At 67.1% G+C, this 15,896-nt stretch carries 17 protein-coding genes and 1 tRNA gene; 15 read left to right on the forward strand and 3 right to left on the reverse strand.

Annotation, left to right across the window (positions count from 1 at the left end; genetic code table 11):
• Positions 1-186: 186 nt before the first annotated feature.
• The 6 genes from FV217_RS02120 (at position 187) to FV217_RS02145 (ending at position 5,292) form a co-directional block, all read left to right on the forward strand.
• Entirely contained in the window at positions 187-1,647 is a 1,461-nt protein-coding gene (locus FV217_RS02120) for an RluA family pseudouridine synthase (protein ID WP_147813826.1), read from the forward strand.
• A 365-nt stretch (positions 1,648-2,012) separates the two neighbouring features.
• Positions 2,013-2,288: a hypothetical protein gene (locus FV217_RS23740; protein WP_348641944.1), complete on the forward strand. Its 276-nt coding sequence runs from the start codon at positions 2,013-2,015 to the stop codon at positions 2,286-2,288.
• Between the two features lie 19 nt (positions 2,289-2,307).
• Positions 2,308-3,006 (forward strand): HAD-IA family hydrolase, encoded by a 699-nt coding sequence (locus FV217_RS02130; protein ID WP_147813828.1) that lies wholly within the window; start codon positions 2,308-2,310, stop codon positions 3,004-3,006.
• Positions 3,007-3,149: 143 nt separating this feature from the next.
• Positions 3,150-3,971: an ATP12 family protein gene (locus FV217_RS02135; protein ID WP_147813830.1), complete on the forward strand. Its 822-nt coding sequence runs from the start codon at positions 3,150-3,152 to the stop codon at positions 3,969-3,971.
• A 301-nt stretch (positions 3,972-4,272) separates the two neighbouring features.
• Positions 4,273-4,473 carry a hypothetical protein gene (locus tag FV217_RS02140; protein WP_147813832.1) on the forward strand — a complete coding sequence of 67 codons (201 nt, stop codon included), beginning with the start codon at positions 4,273-4,275 and terminating at the stop codon, positions 4,471-4,473.
• A 174-nt stretch (positions 4,474-4,647) separates the two neighbouring features.
• Positions 4,648-5,292: a DedA family protein gene (locus FV217_RS02145; protein ID WP_147813834.1), complete on the forward strand. Its 645-nt coding sequence runs from the start codon at positions 4,648-4,650 to the stop codon at positions 5,290-5,292.
• Positions 5,293-5,384: 92 nt separating this feature from the next.
• Here FV217_RS02145 and FV217_RS02150 read toward each other — a convergent pair whose 3' ends face one another.
• From FV217_RS02150 to FV217_RS02160, 3 genes are all read right to left on the reverse strand, one after another.
• On the reverse strand, positions 5,385-5,888 hold the full coding sequence (locus FV217_RS02150; protein WP_147813836.1) for a CAP domain-containing protein: 504 nt from the start codon (positions 5,886-5,888) through the stop codon (positions 5,385-5,387).
• A 123-nt stretch (positions 5,889-6,011) separates the two neighbouring features.
• A complete protein-coding gene (locus FV217_RS02155) occupies positions 6,012-6,227 on the reverse strand; it encodes a hypothetical protein (RefSeq protein WP_147813838.1) in 216 nt (71 codons plus the stop codon).
• 148 nt (positions 6,228-6,375) lie between these two features.
• Positions 6,376-6,452, reverse strand: a tRNA-Asp gene (locus FV217_RS02160).
• A gap of 368 nt (positions 6,453-6,820) precedes the next feature.
• On the opposite strand from FV217_RS02160, the gene FV217_RS02165 reads away from it, so the two are divergent.
• Genes FV217_RS02165 through nuoH form a run of 9 tightly spaced genes read left to right on the forward strand, consistent with a single transcriptional unit; the run spans position 6,821 to position 15,895 of the window.
• Positions 6,821-7,186, forward strand: a complete 366-nt coding sequence (locus tag FV217_RS02165) for an NADH-quinone oxidoreductase subunit A (protein WP_147080431.1) — start codon at positions 6,821-6,823, stop codon at positions 7,184-7,186.
• 37 nt (positions 7,187-7,223) lie between these two features.
• Positions 7,224-7,811, forward strand: coding sequence for an NADH-quinone oxidoreductase subunit B (locus tag FV217_RS02170; RefSeq protein WP_147813840.1), 588 nt, complete (start codon positions 7,224-7,226; stop codon positions 7,809-7,811).
• Between the two features lie 5 nt (positions 7,812-7,816).
• Entirely contained in the window at positions 7,817-8,479 is a 663-nt protein-coding gene (locus FV217_RS02175; RefSeq protein ID WP_147814013.1) for an NADH-quinone oxidoreductase subunit C, read from the forward strand.
• 9 nt (positions 8,480-8,488) lie between these two features.
• Positions 8,489-8,917: a GFA family protein gene (locus FV217_RS02180; protein WP_147813841.1), complete on the forward strand. Its 429-nt coding sequence runs from the start codon at positions 8,489-8,491 to the stop codon at positions 8,915-8,917.
• 4 nt (positions 8,918-8,921) lie between these two features.
• Entirely contained in the window at positions 8,922-10,112 is a 1,191-nt protein-coding gene (locus tag FV217_RS02185) for an NADH-quinone oxidoreductase subunit D (protein WP_147813843.1), read from the forward strand.
• A gap of 18 nt (positions 10,113-10,130) precedes the next feature.
• Positions 10,131-11,438, forward strand: coding sequence for an NADH-quinone oxidoreductase subunit NuoE (nuoE, locus tag FV217_RS02190; protein ID WP_147813846.1), 1,308 nt, complete (start codon positions 10,131-10,133; stop codon positions 11,436-11,438).
• A gap of 8 nt (positions 11,439-11,446) precedes the next feature.
• Entirely contained in the window at positions 11,447-12,748 is a 1,302-nt protein-coding gene (gene nuoF / locus FV217_RS02195; RefSeq protein ID WP_147813848.1) for an NADH-quinone oxidoreductase subunit NuoF, read from the forward strand.
• Between the two features lie 35 nt (positions 12,749-12,783).
• Positions 12,784-14,865, forward strand: a complete 2,082-nt coding sequence (gene nuoG / locus FV217_RS02200) for an NADH-quinone oxidoreductase subunit NuoG (RefSeq protein ID WP_147813850.1) — start codon at positions 12,784-12,786, stop codon at positions 14,863-14,865.
• 7 nt (positions 14,866-14,872) lie between these two features.
• On the forward strand, positions 14,873-15,895 hold the full coding sequence (gene nuoH / locus FV217_RS02205; protein ID WP_147813852.1) for an NADH-quinone oxidoreductase subunit NuoH: 1,023 nt from the start codon (positions 14,873-14,875) through the stop codon (positions 15,893-15,895).
• The last annotated feature ends 1 nt before the right edge of the window (position 15,896 follow it).

The following is a 15,896-nucleotide window of genomic DNA, read 5'->3' on the forward strand; positions in this document are numbered from 1 at the left end:
AACGCGCGATCCCTGGAGCCCTCCTTCGAGGCCTCCGCTTCGCTTCGGCACCTCCGGATGAGGGGGAGGGTGGAACCGGTCTCTTCGCCGTCAGACGCGAATTTGGGCGTGGTCTGCGCACGCATCGTCTCAGCCCCCACGCTTGGATCGCTTTCCGCACCGACGTCGGGGTGCTAGCAGCGTGCGATGACGGGAAGACCTCCACAACGCGGCGGAGCCGGCAAGGGTGCCGGCAGGGGCGCGGGTAATCGCGGCCCGCGCCATGGCGCCTGGCCGGAACGCGCCGGTACCGGCCCACGCACGACGGCCCTCGACGCGGCCCGCCGCGCCGCGAGCAATCGCGGCGGGGACACAGCCGCGCGCTCGCCGTGGGATGCGGCCTCCGAAGGCGCGAAGCCCGTGGCGGCTAAGCCGGCGGATTCGGCGCCGAAGTCCCCATCGGGATTTGGCGCGTCCGCGGCAGGACCATCGAACTCGACACCGGCGAAGCCACGCGCGTTCGCGCCGCGGCCCCCGGCGAAAGCAGGCCCTGGCACCTTCGCCGATCCGAAGCCTCGGAAGTCCGCAGAGGCGCCGCGCCGTCCGGCCACGCCTCCCGTCGAGGGGCCGACGCGCCGCGAGCAGCGGGCTGCCGCCTCCGCGACGCTCGCATCGGGCGTGCAGACCCTCACCGTCGAGGCGGACGAGGACGGGATGCGGATCGACCGCTTCCTGACCACGCGGTTCCCGCAGCTGCCCTTCACGCGCGTCCAGAGCATCGTCCGCAAGGGCGAGCTGCGCGTCGACGGCAAGCGGGTCAAGCCGAACGACCGGCTCGAACCGGGCATGGCCATCCGGATTCCGCCGCTCAAGCTCGACCAGCCGACCGAGCGTCCGCGCAATCCGGCCCGCGAGGCGGACGACGCCGAGTTCCTGCGCTCGCTGATCCTCTACGAGGACGCGGACATGATGATCCTGAACAAGCCGTTCGGGCTCGCGGTCCAGGGCGGCTCGGGCACGGTGCGCCACATCGACGGCATGCTCGAAGCGTTGACGGACAAGCACGGTCAGAAGCCGCGCCTCGTCCACCGCCTCGACAAGGACACCGCCGGCTGCCTGATCGTCGCCAAGACGCGGCTCGCCGCGGCGACGCTCGCCAAGAGTTTTCGGTCACGCGCCGCGCGCAAGATCTATTGGGCTTTGGCCGCCGGAGTGCCGCGGACCCGACAGGGCCGCGTCTCGACGTACCTCGCCAAGGACGAGCCCACCGATGCGGATGCCCGCATGAAGGTGGTCAAGCACGGCGACGACGGCGCGACCCACGCGCTGACCTACTACGCCGTGGTCGACCAGGCGGCCCAGAAGCTCGCTTGGCTTTCACTCAAGCCCGTCACGGGGCGGACGCACCAGTTGCGCGCCCATGCCGCCCATATCGGCCACCCGATCGTCGGCGATCCGAAATATTTCGATGTCGAGAACTGGGAGCTGCCCGGCGGCATCCAGAATCGGCTGCATCTTTTGGCCCGCCGCATCGTCATCCCACATCCCCGCACCAGCGTGCCCATCGACGTCAGCGCTCCGCTGCCGCCGCATATGGCGCAGAGCTGGAACCTGCTCGGCTTCGAGACCGGGCACTACGATCCGATCGTCGAGGCGCCGGAAAGCTGAGGACGGGTCCGTGTGACGCAGCCTGGACCCGGCTTGCGCCTTGGCAAAGGCGACCCGCGGCTTATTCTTGAGCTGAGTACGACCCGTGGCGACGCGGCGGCCCAAGGGCCGCTGTCACGAGCCTACGGCGCCTGTGGTCACCGACACCGGAAGAGCCTGGATCGATGAGGGTCGTGACGTTGATCTGCTTTGCCGTCGCCGGCGTTTTCGGCATGGCAGGATCAGGTGCTGCGGTGCTGGCGCGCGGACAGAGTGCGCCGCCCGCCGCTCCGCCTCAGGCCGCGCCCGTTCAACCGGCACCGGCAACCCCTGCCCAACCCGCGACGGCGGCTCCTGCCCAGCCTGCCGCCGCAGGCCGCAGCACCGTGCCGGCCAGTATCCGGGCTGCCGAGAAGCGCCGTCGCTCCTACGCAAGCTGCAACCGGGAGTCGCACAACCGCAGCCTGCGCGGCGGTGCCCGGCGGCGCTTCCTGATCCGGTGCAAGCTCGGCTACGAGCGCCGCCGGCCCGGCCAGGGTCAGAACGCCCAGCCGCAGCCTCCGCAACAGCCCCCGGCGAAGGCCGCTCCGGCACAGGGCCAGCCCCTGCCCAAGGGCACTTCATCGCAGCCCCAGCCGCAACAGCCGGCCAAGCGGCCATGAGAGCGGGCGCCGCCCCGCCGTGGTGACGCTCGTCGTCTTCGACGTCGACGGGACGCTCGTCGACAGCCAGCACCTCATCGTCGAGGCGCAGTCCCGTGCTTTCAAGGAGCATGGGATGACGGCACCGAACCGCAAGGAGGCGCTGTCGGTGGTCGGCCTGTCCCTGCCCGAGGCGTTTCGCCGGCTGGTGGGCGAGGCGGGCCCCATCGCTGCTTTGTCGGAGAGCTATCGCCGGGCATTCCAGGCGCTGCGGATCGATCCGGCCTACGAGGAGCCGCTGTTTCCCGGCATGGGCAACCTCCTCGCGGCGCTGCATGGCCGTGAGGATCTGCGGCTCGGCATCGCTACGGGCAAATCGCGCCGCGGCGTAGACCACCTCATCGACAAGCACGGCTGGCACGGCTGGTTCACGACGACCCAGACCGCCGACGACGCGCCTTCTAAACCGGACCCGACCATGCTGCGCCTCGCCATGCAGGAGGCCGACATAAGTCCGGCACGCACCGTCATGATCGGCGACACCACTTACGACATGATGATGGCGGTGAGCGCGGGTGCGGCGGCGATTGGCGTCGGCTGGGGCTACCACCCGCCCGGCGCCCTGTTCGGCGCGGGCGCCGTCACCGTGGTCGAGAGCGCCGACACCCTGTCCGACCTGTTCGCGCGGCCGCTCGATGAGTCCGCACGCACCGTCGCCGACCAGATCGGCACGCGCTGAAGGCTTGGTGCCGAGCGTCGAGATCGCCTAGAGCCGTATCCGATCCGACTGCATCGGCTCGGCGTCTCTAAGGTTTTGTTTTGCCGCGCTTTCTTTCGACCAACCGGTATCCACTTGGTCGGAAAGCGCTCTAAGGGCCAGCCATGACCGAGCCGAAGAACGCCGCCGAACCCAAGGCCGACGATGTCACCCGCGACTGGCTCGGCGAGCCGGGCGAGACGCCGCGGCCCGATCCGCGCGCCGCCGCCCGCGGTCACGGCAAGCCCGTCCTGCCGAAGCGCTTCTACGAGCAGGCGGCTTTCGACGAGGCCGAGGGCGGATACCGCCTGACGCTCGACGGACGACCGGCCCGCACCCCGGCGCGGCACTTTCTGGTGCTTCCGACGCGTGCTCTCGCCGAGCGCGTCGCGGAGGAGTGGCAGGCGCAGGTTGGGGTGATCGATCCATCGAAGATGCCGCTCACCCGGCTCGCCAACTCGGCCATCGACGGCGTGGCCGATCGCCGGGAGGCGGTGGCCGACGATCTCGGCGCCTATGCCGGCACGGATCTCGTCGCCTACCGGGCCGGCGATCCGCCGCGGCTGGTTGCAGCACAGGGCGAGACCTGGGATCCGATCATCGCCTGGGCCTACGAGGCGTTCGGCGTGCGCCTGATCCTCTCGGAGGGCGTGATGCACGTCGAGCAGCCGGAGGACACGGTCGCGGCTCTGCGCCGCGAGATCGGTAAGGTCGACAGCCCATTCCGTCTGGCCGCGCTGCACACGATGACCACGCTCACCGGGTCTCTGCTGATCGCCCTCGCCGTCCTCCATGGCCGCCTGACGCCGCAGGAAGGATGGGCCGCCGGCCATGTCGACGAGACCTTCCAGACGAGTGTCTGGGGTGGCGATGCCGAGGCCGCGGCGCGTCTCGTGGCGCGAAAAGCGGAGTTCGAGGCGGCAGCGGAAACCGCTGCCTCGGCCTAACTGCCAAGGATCCAATAGGCCCCGATCGTCAGCAGGCCGCCTAAGATGGCGAGGCCAAGCAGCTTGATGCTGCTTACATCGCCGTCAGTATCGATGGGATGGGCATTGGGAGCCATGTGCGCCTCCTCTGAATTACCGACAACGTTCCGTGCCGGGCTCCGGTTCGATGTCTTCGGCTTCTCAGCATAGCGCAGAAAACCGTGCTCTCACGCACGTCCCGCCGCGCCGCGATGCAACCCGCGCGCACGCCGCGACTTGTCCATGGGCAGGTAAGCGTAAGCGTACGCTCCTGAGAGCCCCCATGACGATGATCGATACCCTTCACCTCCTTCCGCCGGATCTCGGCCCGCGCTCCAATCCCGTGCTCCATGGGGTTGCCGAGGCCATCGCCGAGCTGTTTCCGCCGGTCGTGCTCACGTCGCCTCCCCGCGAGGATGGCCCCCGCGCGTTCAGCGCGATCGAATCCGTGGATGCGCCGGTCGAGGCCATCGCTGCCAACTGAGCCGCGAGGAGGAGCCGCAAAGGGTCGCCGGGCAGGCGGAGCCGGTTGTACACCGAAGGTGGTTGCCATGCGACGGCACCATCAAGACGTGTGCCGGATGGCGCCCCATCGACGCCCCGGAACGGCCATGTTCATCCGGAGACTAAGGGCATCGAAACCGCAGAGTTGTCTGGCATGTCCTTCCTCAACGAGTTGCCGGTCACGGAGCTCATCGCCTCCTACGGCTATCTCGCGATCTTCGTCGTGATCATGCTCGAGAGCGCCGGCGTGCCGCTGCCGGGCGAGACCATCCTGATCTCCTCCGCCGTCTATGCCGGCAGCACCGGCAACCTCAGCATCTTCGTCATCGTGGCCGCCGCCGCCGCCGCCGCGATCCTCGGCGACAACCTCGGCTACTGGGTCGGCCGGCGCTGGGGCATGCCGCTGCTTTTGAAGCACGGCCATCTCATCGCCCTCGACCACGGCCGGCTCAAGCTCGGCCAATACCTTTTTCGCGAGCACGGCGGAAAGATCGTGTTCTTCGGCCGCTTCACCGCGATGCTGCGCGCCTATGCGGCCGTATTGGCTGGGGTGAACAAGCTCGATGCGCGCCGCTTCATGATCTTCAACGGCCTCGGCGGCGTCGCCTGGGCCGCGATCATGGGCTTCGGGGCCTTCACCTGCGGACGCTCGATCGAGCACATCGTCGGTCCTGTCGGCCTGGCGCTCCTCGCTTTCGTGATCTTCGGCGGCCTCGCGCTGTGGCTGTTCATGAAGCGTCACGAGCAGCGCCTGCTGATCAAGGCCGAGGAAGCGATCCCCGGCCCGCTGACGGTCTGATCCTGCAGCTGCAGTCACCGCGAAAAGGCCCGCCGCAGGGAATGCGGCGGGCCTTTTCGTATTCGGCTCGGTCGGCGCCCATCGGTCCCGGGTCAGTCGCCCGCGAGCACCAGCGCCCAGTAGCGCTTGTACCGGCTGCCCGGCGCGTCGACCCGGGCGATGCCGATCCGCCGTGCCTGCGGCATCAGCATGTTGCTGTTGTGAGCGGGCGAGGCCTTCCAGCGTCCGAGGACCTGATCGAAGGTCTCGGAGCCCGCACTGAGATTTTCGGCCGTGTATTTCCGGCCGAACCCGGCGCTCGCCATCCGGGTCTCGAAGCTGCCGCCGTGGTCGTGGCTGAGCTGTCCGGCCTTGGCGTTGGCCCCCGCTTCGTAGGAGGCTGCCTGGATCAGTCGAGAATCGATCGCGACCGGCCCGAGCCCATGCTGAGCCCGGTAGCGCGAGATCGCGCCGGCCGCCGCCTGCTCGTCGAGGATGACGGTGCTCGTCGGGCCGACGCCGTCGAGAATCGGCGTACCCGTGCCGCAGCCCCCGAGTGCCAGGGTGGCGAGCGCCGTCGCGGCGGCGAGCGAGCGGGCGATGTAGGTTATCGACATGTTGGCTGGCACGTATCGAATGAGATCGGTGCGCAGGCTCTTCTCGGACGGTGAGGCGAAAGCGGGGCGAGTAGCCGGCGCCCATCCTCATGCGATGCCGGGTGTGACAGCCCAGTCACGCTTTCAGATGCGCGTGCCTGACCCACGCGGCGGCGAGCCGCAGCGCCAGGCCGTGATCCGATAGGTGGGATGACCCTCGACCCAGCGTGCCAGATTTGGCTGGGCGACGACGAGGCAGCTTTCAGCGTCGGCGACCTCCAGCGGCAGGCGCTGTGTCTCGCAGGTGTCGGGGGCGCTCGACACGCAAGCCGTGAAATAGAGGAAAAAAACACCGCTCATCCGCGCACCTCAGCTTCCGGCGCGAGACGGTTCTGCAAGCCGGCACCGGCATTCGCGCAAGGAAAGGAGATTGGGCGCAACCAGTCGGACGTCGACCCCAACAGGAGTACGATGACTGTCGATCGGTGCTGAGGACTGGAAAACACTCTGGCGCGGGCGACGGGACTCGAACCCGCGACCTCCGGCGTGACAGGCCGGCACTCTAACCAACTGAGCTACGCCCGCGTACTGGCCGCCGGTGCGTGTTCCGCTCGGCGACGGCCGGGGTTTAGGGGCGGGTGGCCGTTGCTGTCAAGCCGCTCAGGCATCCTGCCGTCCTGCTTTTTTGCCGGACCCTTCGCTCGCCACTGCTGCCGGCCCGTTGCGGGTGAAGAGGAGCGCCGCATCTGTGCGGATCGGCCATAGTGAACCGGTGTGGAAATGCGCCATCTACGAGGCTGTCGCCGACGTTTGTGCGACGCGCAACGCCCTTGTTTCACCGGGGGGGCTCGTCTAAGCCTCCGCCGTGCTCACACTGGCATTGGATCAATTCCAGGCGCGGCTCTCGTGCGATAGTGAGCCTGTCGGTATCCACCGGAACGCGGAGGTGTCGCATGACGGGCCTGTTGGCGGACTATCTGCCGCTCATCGTCTTCATCGGCGTCTCGCTGTTCATTGCCGCTGCGCTCCTGGTGGCCCCGTTCCTGGTGGCCTATTCGAGCCCGGACCCGGAAAAGCTTTCGGCCTACGAGTGCGGCTTCAACGCGTTCGACGACGCGCGCATGAAGTTCGACGTGCGCTTCTATCTCGTCGCTATCCTGTTCATCATCTTCGACCTCGAGGTCGCCTTCCTGTTTCCTTGGGCGATCACGTTCGGGGAACTCGGCTGGTTCGGGTTCTGGTCGATGATGATCTTCCTCGGCGTCCTCACCGTCGGCTTCGTCTACGAATGGCGCAAGGGAGCTCTCGAATGGGATTGAGCGCTCCGTTGCCCCCTCACCACGCTCAGAGGCACTGATGGCCCTGACCCCCACCTTCGATCGCGTCCCGCAGGTCGCGCCGGCGCCGAAAGGGATCATCGATCCCAATACCGGCCGGCCGGTCGGCGCGAACGACGCTACCTTCCTGTCGATCAACGACGAGTTGGCCGATCGCGGCTTCCTCGTCACCAGCGCCGACGAGCTCATCAACTGGGCCCGCACCGGCTCGCTGATGTGGATGACCTTCGGGCTCGCCTGCTGCGCCGTCGAGATGATGCAGATGTCGATGCCGCGCTACGATTGCGAGCGCTTCGGCTTCGCGCCGCGCGGCTCGCCCCGTCAGTCCGACGTGATGATCGTCGCCGGTACGCTGACCAACAAGATGGCTCCCGCGCTTCGCAAGGTCTACGACCAGATGCCGGAGCCGCGCTACGTCATCTCCATGGGCTCCTGCGCTAACGGCGGCGGCTATTATCACTATTCCTACTCGGTGGTGCGCGGCTGCGACCGGGTGGTGCCCGTCGATATCTACGTGCCGGGCTGTCCGCCCACGGCCGAGGCGCTGCTGTACGGCGTTCTTCTGCTCCAGAAGAAGATTCGCCGTCTCGGTACGATCGAGCGGTGAGCGGCATGGGCGAGGCCATCACCACCAACGGTATCACGCTGCGCGCGAACATCGCGGTCGCACAGGGCGCCGACTCGCTGACGGCCCTGGCCGAGCGCGTCACTGGCGCTCTCGGTCCGGCTATCACCGAGACGAAGATCGCTTACGGGGAGCTCACACTGACCGTGCAGGCCTCCGACATCGTCTACGCGCTGACCTACCTGCGCGACGACCCGGCCTGCGCCTTCCGCTGCTTCATCGACATCTGCGGCGCGGACTATCCGGAACGCGCCAAGCGCTTCGACGTGGTCTATCACCTGCTCAGCCTGCGCCATAACGCCCGCATCCGCCTGAAGGTGCTGACCGACGAGACCACGCCGGTGCCCTCGGTGATCTCGGTGTTTCCCGCAGCCAACTGGTTCGAGCGCGAGACCTACGATCTCTACGGCATCCTGTTCTCGGGCCATCCGGACCTGCGCCGGCTGCTGACCGATTACGGCTTCGAGGGGCATCCGCTGCGCAAGGACTTCCCGCTGACCGGCTTCGTCGAGGTCCGTTACGACCAGGACGAGGCGCGCGTGGTCTACGAGCCGGTAAAACTGGTGCAGGAGTTTCGCAACTTCGACTTCCTCTCGCCCTGGGAAGGCACGGACTACGTGCTGCCCGGCGACGAGAAGACCTCGAAGTGAGGTGACGCCATGCCGGATGCCGAGCCCCTGCCAGGACGTTGTCTGTGTGGAGCGGTGCGCTTCACGGCGCAGCCGAAGCACGACACGATGGATGTCTGCCATTGCGAGTCGTGCCGGCGCTGGTCGGGTGGGGCCTGGATGACGGTGGAATGCGAGCCCGACATGACCATCGGGGACGAGGGTGCGCTGGGTATCTACGGGTCGTCGGGTCACGCCGAGCGCGGCTTCTGCAAGACCTGCGGTACCTCGCTGTTTTGGCGGATGCGCGACGGCAGCCTGCTGACGGTGTCGGCCCAGGCGTTCGACAGGCCCGATCGCTTCCGCTTCGCCAGCGAGATCTTCGTCGATCACAAGCCGGGGAACTACGCCTTCGCGAACCCGACGCAGAAGAAGACCTCTGCGGAAGTCTATGCCGAATTTCCCGACATCGCGGGCTGACCGGATGACCGAACACAACATTCGCAACTTCGCGATCAACTTCGGTCCGCAGCATCCGGCGGCGCACGGTGTGCTGCGCCTCGTGCTCGAACTCGACGGCGAGGTCGTAGAGCGCGTCGATCCGCATATCGGTCTGCTGCATCGCGGCACCGAGAAGCTGATCGAGCACAAGACCTACCTGCAGGCGACGCCCTATTTCGACCGGCTCGACTACGTCTCGCCGATGAACCAGGAGCACGCCTTCTGCATGGCGATCGAGAAGCTCGCCGGCATCACCGTGCCGCGCCGGGCTCAGCTGATCCGCGTGCTGTTCTGCGAGATCGGCCGGCTGCTCTCGCACCTCCTCAACGTCACCACGCAGGCGATGGACGTCGGCGCACTCACGCCCCCGCTCTGGGGTTTCGAGGAACGCGAGAAGCTGATGATCTTCTACGAGCGCGCCTCCGGCGCTCGTCTGCACGCCAACTACTTCCGGCCCGGCGGCGTCCATCAGGACCTGCCGCCGGCACTGATCGACGACATCGAGGCCTTCTGCGACCCGTTCCTGAAGGTCGTTCAGGATCTCGACGACCTCGTCATGTCGAACCGTATCTTCAAGCAGCGCAACGTCGACATCGGCATCGTCACCCAGGACGAGGCCATGGCCTGGGGCTTCTCCGGTGTGATGGTGCGCGGCTCCGGCATCCCCTGGGATCTGCGCAAGTCGCAGCCCTACGAGTGCTACGAGGAGATGGAATTCGACATCCCCGTGGGGAAGAACGGCGACACCTACGACCGTCAGGTCATCCGCATGGAGGAGATGCGGGAATCGGTGAAGATCATGAAGCAGTGCGTGACGAAACTGCGCGAGCCCGCCGGCCAGGGGCCGATCGCCTCCCTCGACGGAAAGTTCGCCCCGCCGCCGCGCCGCGAGATGAAGCGCTCGATGGAAGCGCTCATCCACCACTTCAAGCTCTACACCGAGGGCTTCCACGTGCCGGCCGGCGAGGTCTACGCCGCCGTCGAGGCGCCCAAGGGCGAGTTCGGCGTCTATCTGGTCTCGGACGGCACGAACAAGCCCTACCGCTGCAAGATCCGCGCGCCGGGCTTTGCCCACCTGCAGGCCATGGATTGGATGTGCCGCGGCCACTTGCTCGCCGACGTGTCCTGCGTGCTCGGCACGCTCGATATCGTGTTCGGCGAAGTGGACCGCTGAGAGGATAGCCGGAAGACAATGGCGAACCGTAGGCTAGCGCCCGCCTCCGAGCAGCCCCGGGATTTCGCGTTCTCCGATGAGAACGCGGCCTGGGCGCAGGGCCAGATCGAAAAATATCCCGAAGGCCGGCAGGCTTCGGCCGTGATCCCGCTGCTGTGGAAGGCGCAGGAGCAGAACGGCGGCTGGCTGCCGCAGAAGGCGATCGAGGCGGTCGCCGACCAGCTCGGCATGCCGCATATCCGCGTGCTCGAAGTCGCGACCTTCTACACGATGTTCGCGCTGGAGCCGGTGGGGCGGTTCTGGATCCAGCTCTGCGGCACCGTGCCGTGCGATGCCTGCGGCGCTCGCGAACTCAAAGCCTCCCTGCAGGAGCGCCTCGGTCCCGCCGGTCACGTCTCGGCGGACGGCAATTTCTCCTGGCTCGAAGTCGAGTGCCTCGGCGCCTGCTGCAACGCGCCGATGGTCCAGATCAATCAGGACTATTACGAGGACCTGACGCCCGAGAGCCTGAACACGCTCCTCGACGACCTCGCCGCAGGGCGCCCCGTCAAGATCGGCTCGCAGACGGGCCGCACCTCCTCCGAGCCGAAGGACGCGGTGGACACGCTCACCGATCCCACACTGTTCGACGGCTCGCGCGTCGGCGCCTGGCGCAAGCGCTTCGAGCAAACGCGCGACGGCGAAGATCAGGACGACACGGCGGTCAAGAAGGACGAGGCCGCCTCGACCGAGAGCCGCGCCAAGACCGAGGCCGAGCCCGCTCACCCACAATCCGGCCGCGCCGCCGATAGCCCGGCGACCGATTCTCCGACCCAGCGTGCCACCGACGGCAAGGAGCCGATCAAGCCGGAGGAGACGGCCAAGGCCAGCGAGTCCGAGACATCGTCGGAGGTACCGCAGGTCGCCGATCAGGTCGGCGCGCCGAAGCCCGCGAATGCCTCCGAGCGGATCGCCGAGGACGAGAAGGCGGTCGAGGATGATCTGGCTTTGCGCACCGAGCCGCCGCAGCAACCGGTCGCGTCCGGCGCGGACGATGCGGTGCCCGAGGAGCAGGACCCGGAAAAGCGCGCAGACGCCGCAGGTACGCGTCCCGAAGGGCTCTCTGCCGCACGCGACGATCGGCCGGACGACCTCACGTTGATCAAGGGTATAGGTCCGGTCAACCAGCGCCGGTTGAACGACCTCGGCATCTGGCACATCGATCAGGTCGCTGGCTGGACGACCGAAGAAATCGCTTGGATCGGCGCCTACCTCGCCTTCCCGGGCCGGATCGACCGCGAGAACTGGGTCGGTCAGGCGGGTGCACTCGCCGAGAAGAAGGGCTGAGGCGCGCAATGCTCTCCGATCAGGATCGCATCTTCACCAACCTCTACGGCCTGCATTCGCCCGATCTCGACGCGGCGAAGAAGCGCGGCGCGTGGGACGGCACCAAGTTCCTGCTCCACATGGGTCGCGACTGGGTCATCGATGAGATGAAGGGCTCAGGCCTGCGCGGCCGCGGCGGCGCGGGCTTCCCGACCGGCCTGAAGTGGTCGTTCATGCCCAAGAAGTCCGACGGGCGCCCGCACTACCTCGTCGTCAACGCCGACGAATCGGAGCCGGGCACCTGCAAGGACCGGGAGATCATGCGGCACGATCCGCATCTCCTGATCGAGGGCTGCCTGATCGCCTCCTTCGCGATGGCCGCGCATGCCTGCTATATCTACATCCGTGGCGAGTACGTCGCCGAGAAGCATGCGCTGCAGCGCGCGGTCGACGAGGCCTATGCCGCGAAGCTCGTCGGCAAGGACAACGTCCACGGCTATCCGTTCGACATCTACGTCCACCACGGTGCCGGCGCCTATATCTGCGGCGAGGAGACGGCGCTTCTGGAGAGCCTCGAGGGCAAGAAGGGTATGCCGCGGCTGAAGCCGCCGTTCCCGGCCAATATGGGCCTCTACGGCTGCCCCACGACGGTGAACAACGTCGAGTCGATCGCGGTAGCCGGCACGATCCTGCGTCGCGGTGGCGCGTGGTTCGCCGGGCTTGGGGGCAAGAACAACACCGGCACGAAGCTGTTCTGCGTATCCGGACACGTCAACAAGCCCTGCAACGTCGAGGAGGTGATGGGCATCACCTTCCGCGAGCTGATCGACAAGCATTGCGGCGGCATGCGCGGCGGCTGGGACAATCTCCTGTGTTCCATCCCCGGCGGCTCCTCGGTGCCGCTGGTGCCGGCCGATCAGATCATCGACGCCAAGATGGACTTCGACACACTCAAGAACCTCGGCTCGGGCCTCGGCACGGCGGCGGTGATCGTGCTCGACAAGTCCACCGACATTGTCTCGGCCATCGCCCGCATCTCGTACTTCTACAAGCATGAATCCTGCGGCCAGTGCACGCCCTGCCGCGAGGGCACCGGCTGGATGTGGCGCGTGCTCAACCGCATGGCCCATGGCCGGGCGCAGAAGCGTGAGATCGACATGTTGCTGGAGGTCACCAAGCAGATCGAGGGGCATACGATCTGCGCGTTGGGCGATGCTGCGGCATGGCCGGTGCAGGGCCTGATCCGGCATTTCCGTCCCGAGATCGAGAAACGCATCGACCAGTACAGCCGCAACCCGCATTCCGAGGCCGTTCCGATGGCAGCGGAGTGAGTGGCGATGGCAGCGCGAATTCCTGAGATGAGCCGATGACCAAACTCCTCGTCGACGGCATCGAGGTCGATGTTCCGGCCGATTACACCCTGCTGCAGGCCTGCGAGATCGCGGGCGCGGAAATCCCGCGCTTCTGCTTCCACGAGCGGCTGTCGATTGCCGGCAATTGCCGGATGTGCCTCGTCGAGCTGAAGGGCGCGCCGAAGCCCGTGGCCTCCTGCGCCTACGCGGTGAAGGATTGCCGCCCGGGGCCGAACGGCGAGCCGCCCGAAGTCCTCACGCGGTCGGGCATTACGAAGAAGGCCCGCGAGGGGGTGATGGAGTTCCTCCTCATCAACCACCCGCTCGATTGCCCGATCTGCGACCAGGGTGGCCATTGCGACCTGCAGGATCAGGCCATGGCCTACGGCGTCGACTCGACGCGCTACAAGGAGAACAAGCGCGCGGTCGAGGAGAAGTATATCGGCCCGTTGGTGCGCACGGCGATGAACCGCTGCATCCACTGCACTCGCTGCGTGCGCTTCCTGGCGGAGGTGGCCGGCGTGCCGGATCTCGGCGCGATCGGCCGCGGCGAGGACATGGAGATCACGAGCTATCTCGAGAACGCTATGGGCTCGGAGCTGCAGGGCAACGTCGCCGACCTCTGCCCGGTCGGCGCGCTGGTGCCGAAGCCCCAGAGCTACGATTTCCGACCGTGGGAGCTGTCGAAGACCGATTCCATCGACGTGATGGATGCCGTCGGTTCGGCGATCCGGGTGGATGCGCGCGGCCGCGAGGTCATGCAGATCGGGCCGCGCGTCAACGAGGACATCAACGAGGAGTGGATCTCCGACAAGACCCGGCAGGTGGTCGACGGCCTGCGCCTACAGCGCCTCGACCGGCCGTTCCTGCGCGAGAACGGCCGCCTGCGTCCGGCCTCATGGGGCGAGGCCTTTTCGGCGATTGCCGCAAAGGTGAAGGCCGCCGATCCGAAGCGGATCGGTGCACTCGCGGGCGATCTCGCCGGTGTCGAGGAGATGTTCGCGCTCAAGCAGCTGATGGGGTCGCTCGGCACGGCGAACATCGATTGCCGGCAAGCTGGTGAGAAGATTGATCCGAGTTGGGGCCGCGCGGCTTACACGCTGAGCGCGACGATTCCCGGCATCGAGCAGGCCGACGCAATCCTGCTGATCGGTACGAATCCACGGCTTGAAGCCTCGCTGCTGAACGTCCGCATCCGCAAGCGCTGGCGCATGGCGCCCCTCGCGGTCGGGCTGATCGGCGAAGATGCCGACCTGACCTATCCGCACGTCTATCTCGGCGCCGGTACGGACACGCTGTCCGAGTTGGCCGCCGGAAACCACAGCTTCTCAGAGACGCTGGCCAACGCCGAGCGGCCGCTGGTGATCGTCGGCAGCGCCGCGCTCTCGCGTGCGGACGGTGCGGCCGTCTTGTCGGCGGCGGCTTCACTGGCGAAGACCATCGGCGCGGTGACTGCCGATTGGAACGGTTTCGCCGTGCTGCATTCGGCCGCGGCCCGGGTCGGTGCGCTGGATCTCGGCTTCGTGCCGGGGGAGGGCGGTCTCGACGTGGCCGGCATGATCGCGCCGGGCGCCCTCGACGTGCTCTTCAACCTCGGCGCGGACGAGATCGAGATCGGAGCCGGCGCCTTCGTGGTCTACCAGGGCACCCACGGGGATCGTGGCGCCATGCGCGCCGACGTGATCCTGCCGGGCGCGGCCTATACCGAGAAGTCGGCGACCTTCGTGAACACGGAGGGCCGCGTGCAGATGACCAACCGCGCCGGCTTCCCGCCGGGCGATGCCCGCGAGGATTGGGCGATCCTGCGGGCACTCTCCGACGTGCTCGGCTACACGCTGCCCTACGATTCGCTTGGGAGCCTGCGGCGTGGGCTCTACGCGGAGCATCCGCATCTCGCGGGGATCGACGCGGTGGAGGCGAGCGACGTTGCCGCGACCGTCGATACGCTGGCGGGTCTCGGCGGCAGCCTGTCGAAGGACGCCTTCGCCCCGGCCGTCGCCGACTTCTTCATGACGAACCCGATCGCCCGCGCCTCGCGCGTGATGGCGGAATGTTCGAGCGTCGCCCACGGGCGTGTGCTCCAGGCGGCCGAGTGAGGATCCCATGACCGGCCTTGAGATCCTGGGCACCGTCCTACTGCTCGTGCTGAAGAGCTTCGTGCTGCTTTCGTGCCTGCTCGTGTTCATCGCCTACGCGCTGCTGGCCGATCGCAAGATCTGGGCGGCGGTGCAGCTGCGGCGCGGCCCGAACGTCGTCGGGCCGTTCGGGCTGTTCCAGTCCTTCGCCGACCTGCTGAAGTTCGTGCTGAAGGAGCCGGTGATCCCGGCCGGCGCCAACAAGGCGATCTTCCTGCTGGCGCCGATGGTGTTCGCCACTTTGGCGCTGGCGAGCTGGGCGGTGATCCCGCTGGCCGACGGCTGGGCCATCGCCGACATCAATGTCGGCATCACCTACATTTTCGCGATTTCCAGTTTGGGCGTCTACGGCGTCATCATGGGCGGCTGGGCTTCGAACTCGAAATACGCCTTCCTTGGTGCCCTGCGCTCGGCGGCGCAAATGATCTCCTACGAGGTCTCGCTCGGCTTCGTGATCATCTGCGTGCTGCTCTGCGCCGGCTCGCTGAACCTCTCGCGCATCGTGATGGCGCAGGACACGGCCTACGGCATCCTGGGCTGGTACTGGCTCTGGCTGTTCCCGATGTTCATCGTGTTCTTCATCTCGGCGCTGGCCGAGACGAACCGCCCGCCCTTCGATTTGCCCGAGGCCGAATCGGAGCTCGTGGCCGGGTACATGGTCGAGTATTCCTCGACGCCGTACCTGCTGTTCATGCTCGGCGAGTACGTGGCGATCATGACCATGTGCGCGCTCGGAACCGTGCTGTTCCTCGGCGGCTGGCTCTCGCCGATCCCGTTCGCGCCCTTCACCTGGGTGCCGGGGCTGATCTGGTTCGCGCTGAAGGCGAGCTTCCTGTTCTTCATGATCGCGATGGTGAAATCCATCGTGCCCCGCTACCGCTACGACCAGCTCATGCGGCTCGGCTGGAAGGTCTTCCTTCCGCTCTCGCTCGTGTCGGTCGTCGTCGTCGCGTTCGTCCTGAAACTCGCCGGCCTCGCGCCGGGCGCATGAG

It is taken from the genome of Methylobacterium sp. WL9 (assembly GCF_008040035.1).
In the GTDB taxonomy this organism is placed as follows: domain Bacteria; phylum Pseudomonadota; class Alphaproteobacteria; order Rhizobiales; family Beijerinckiaceae; genus Methylobacterium; species Methylobacterium thuringiense.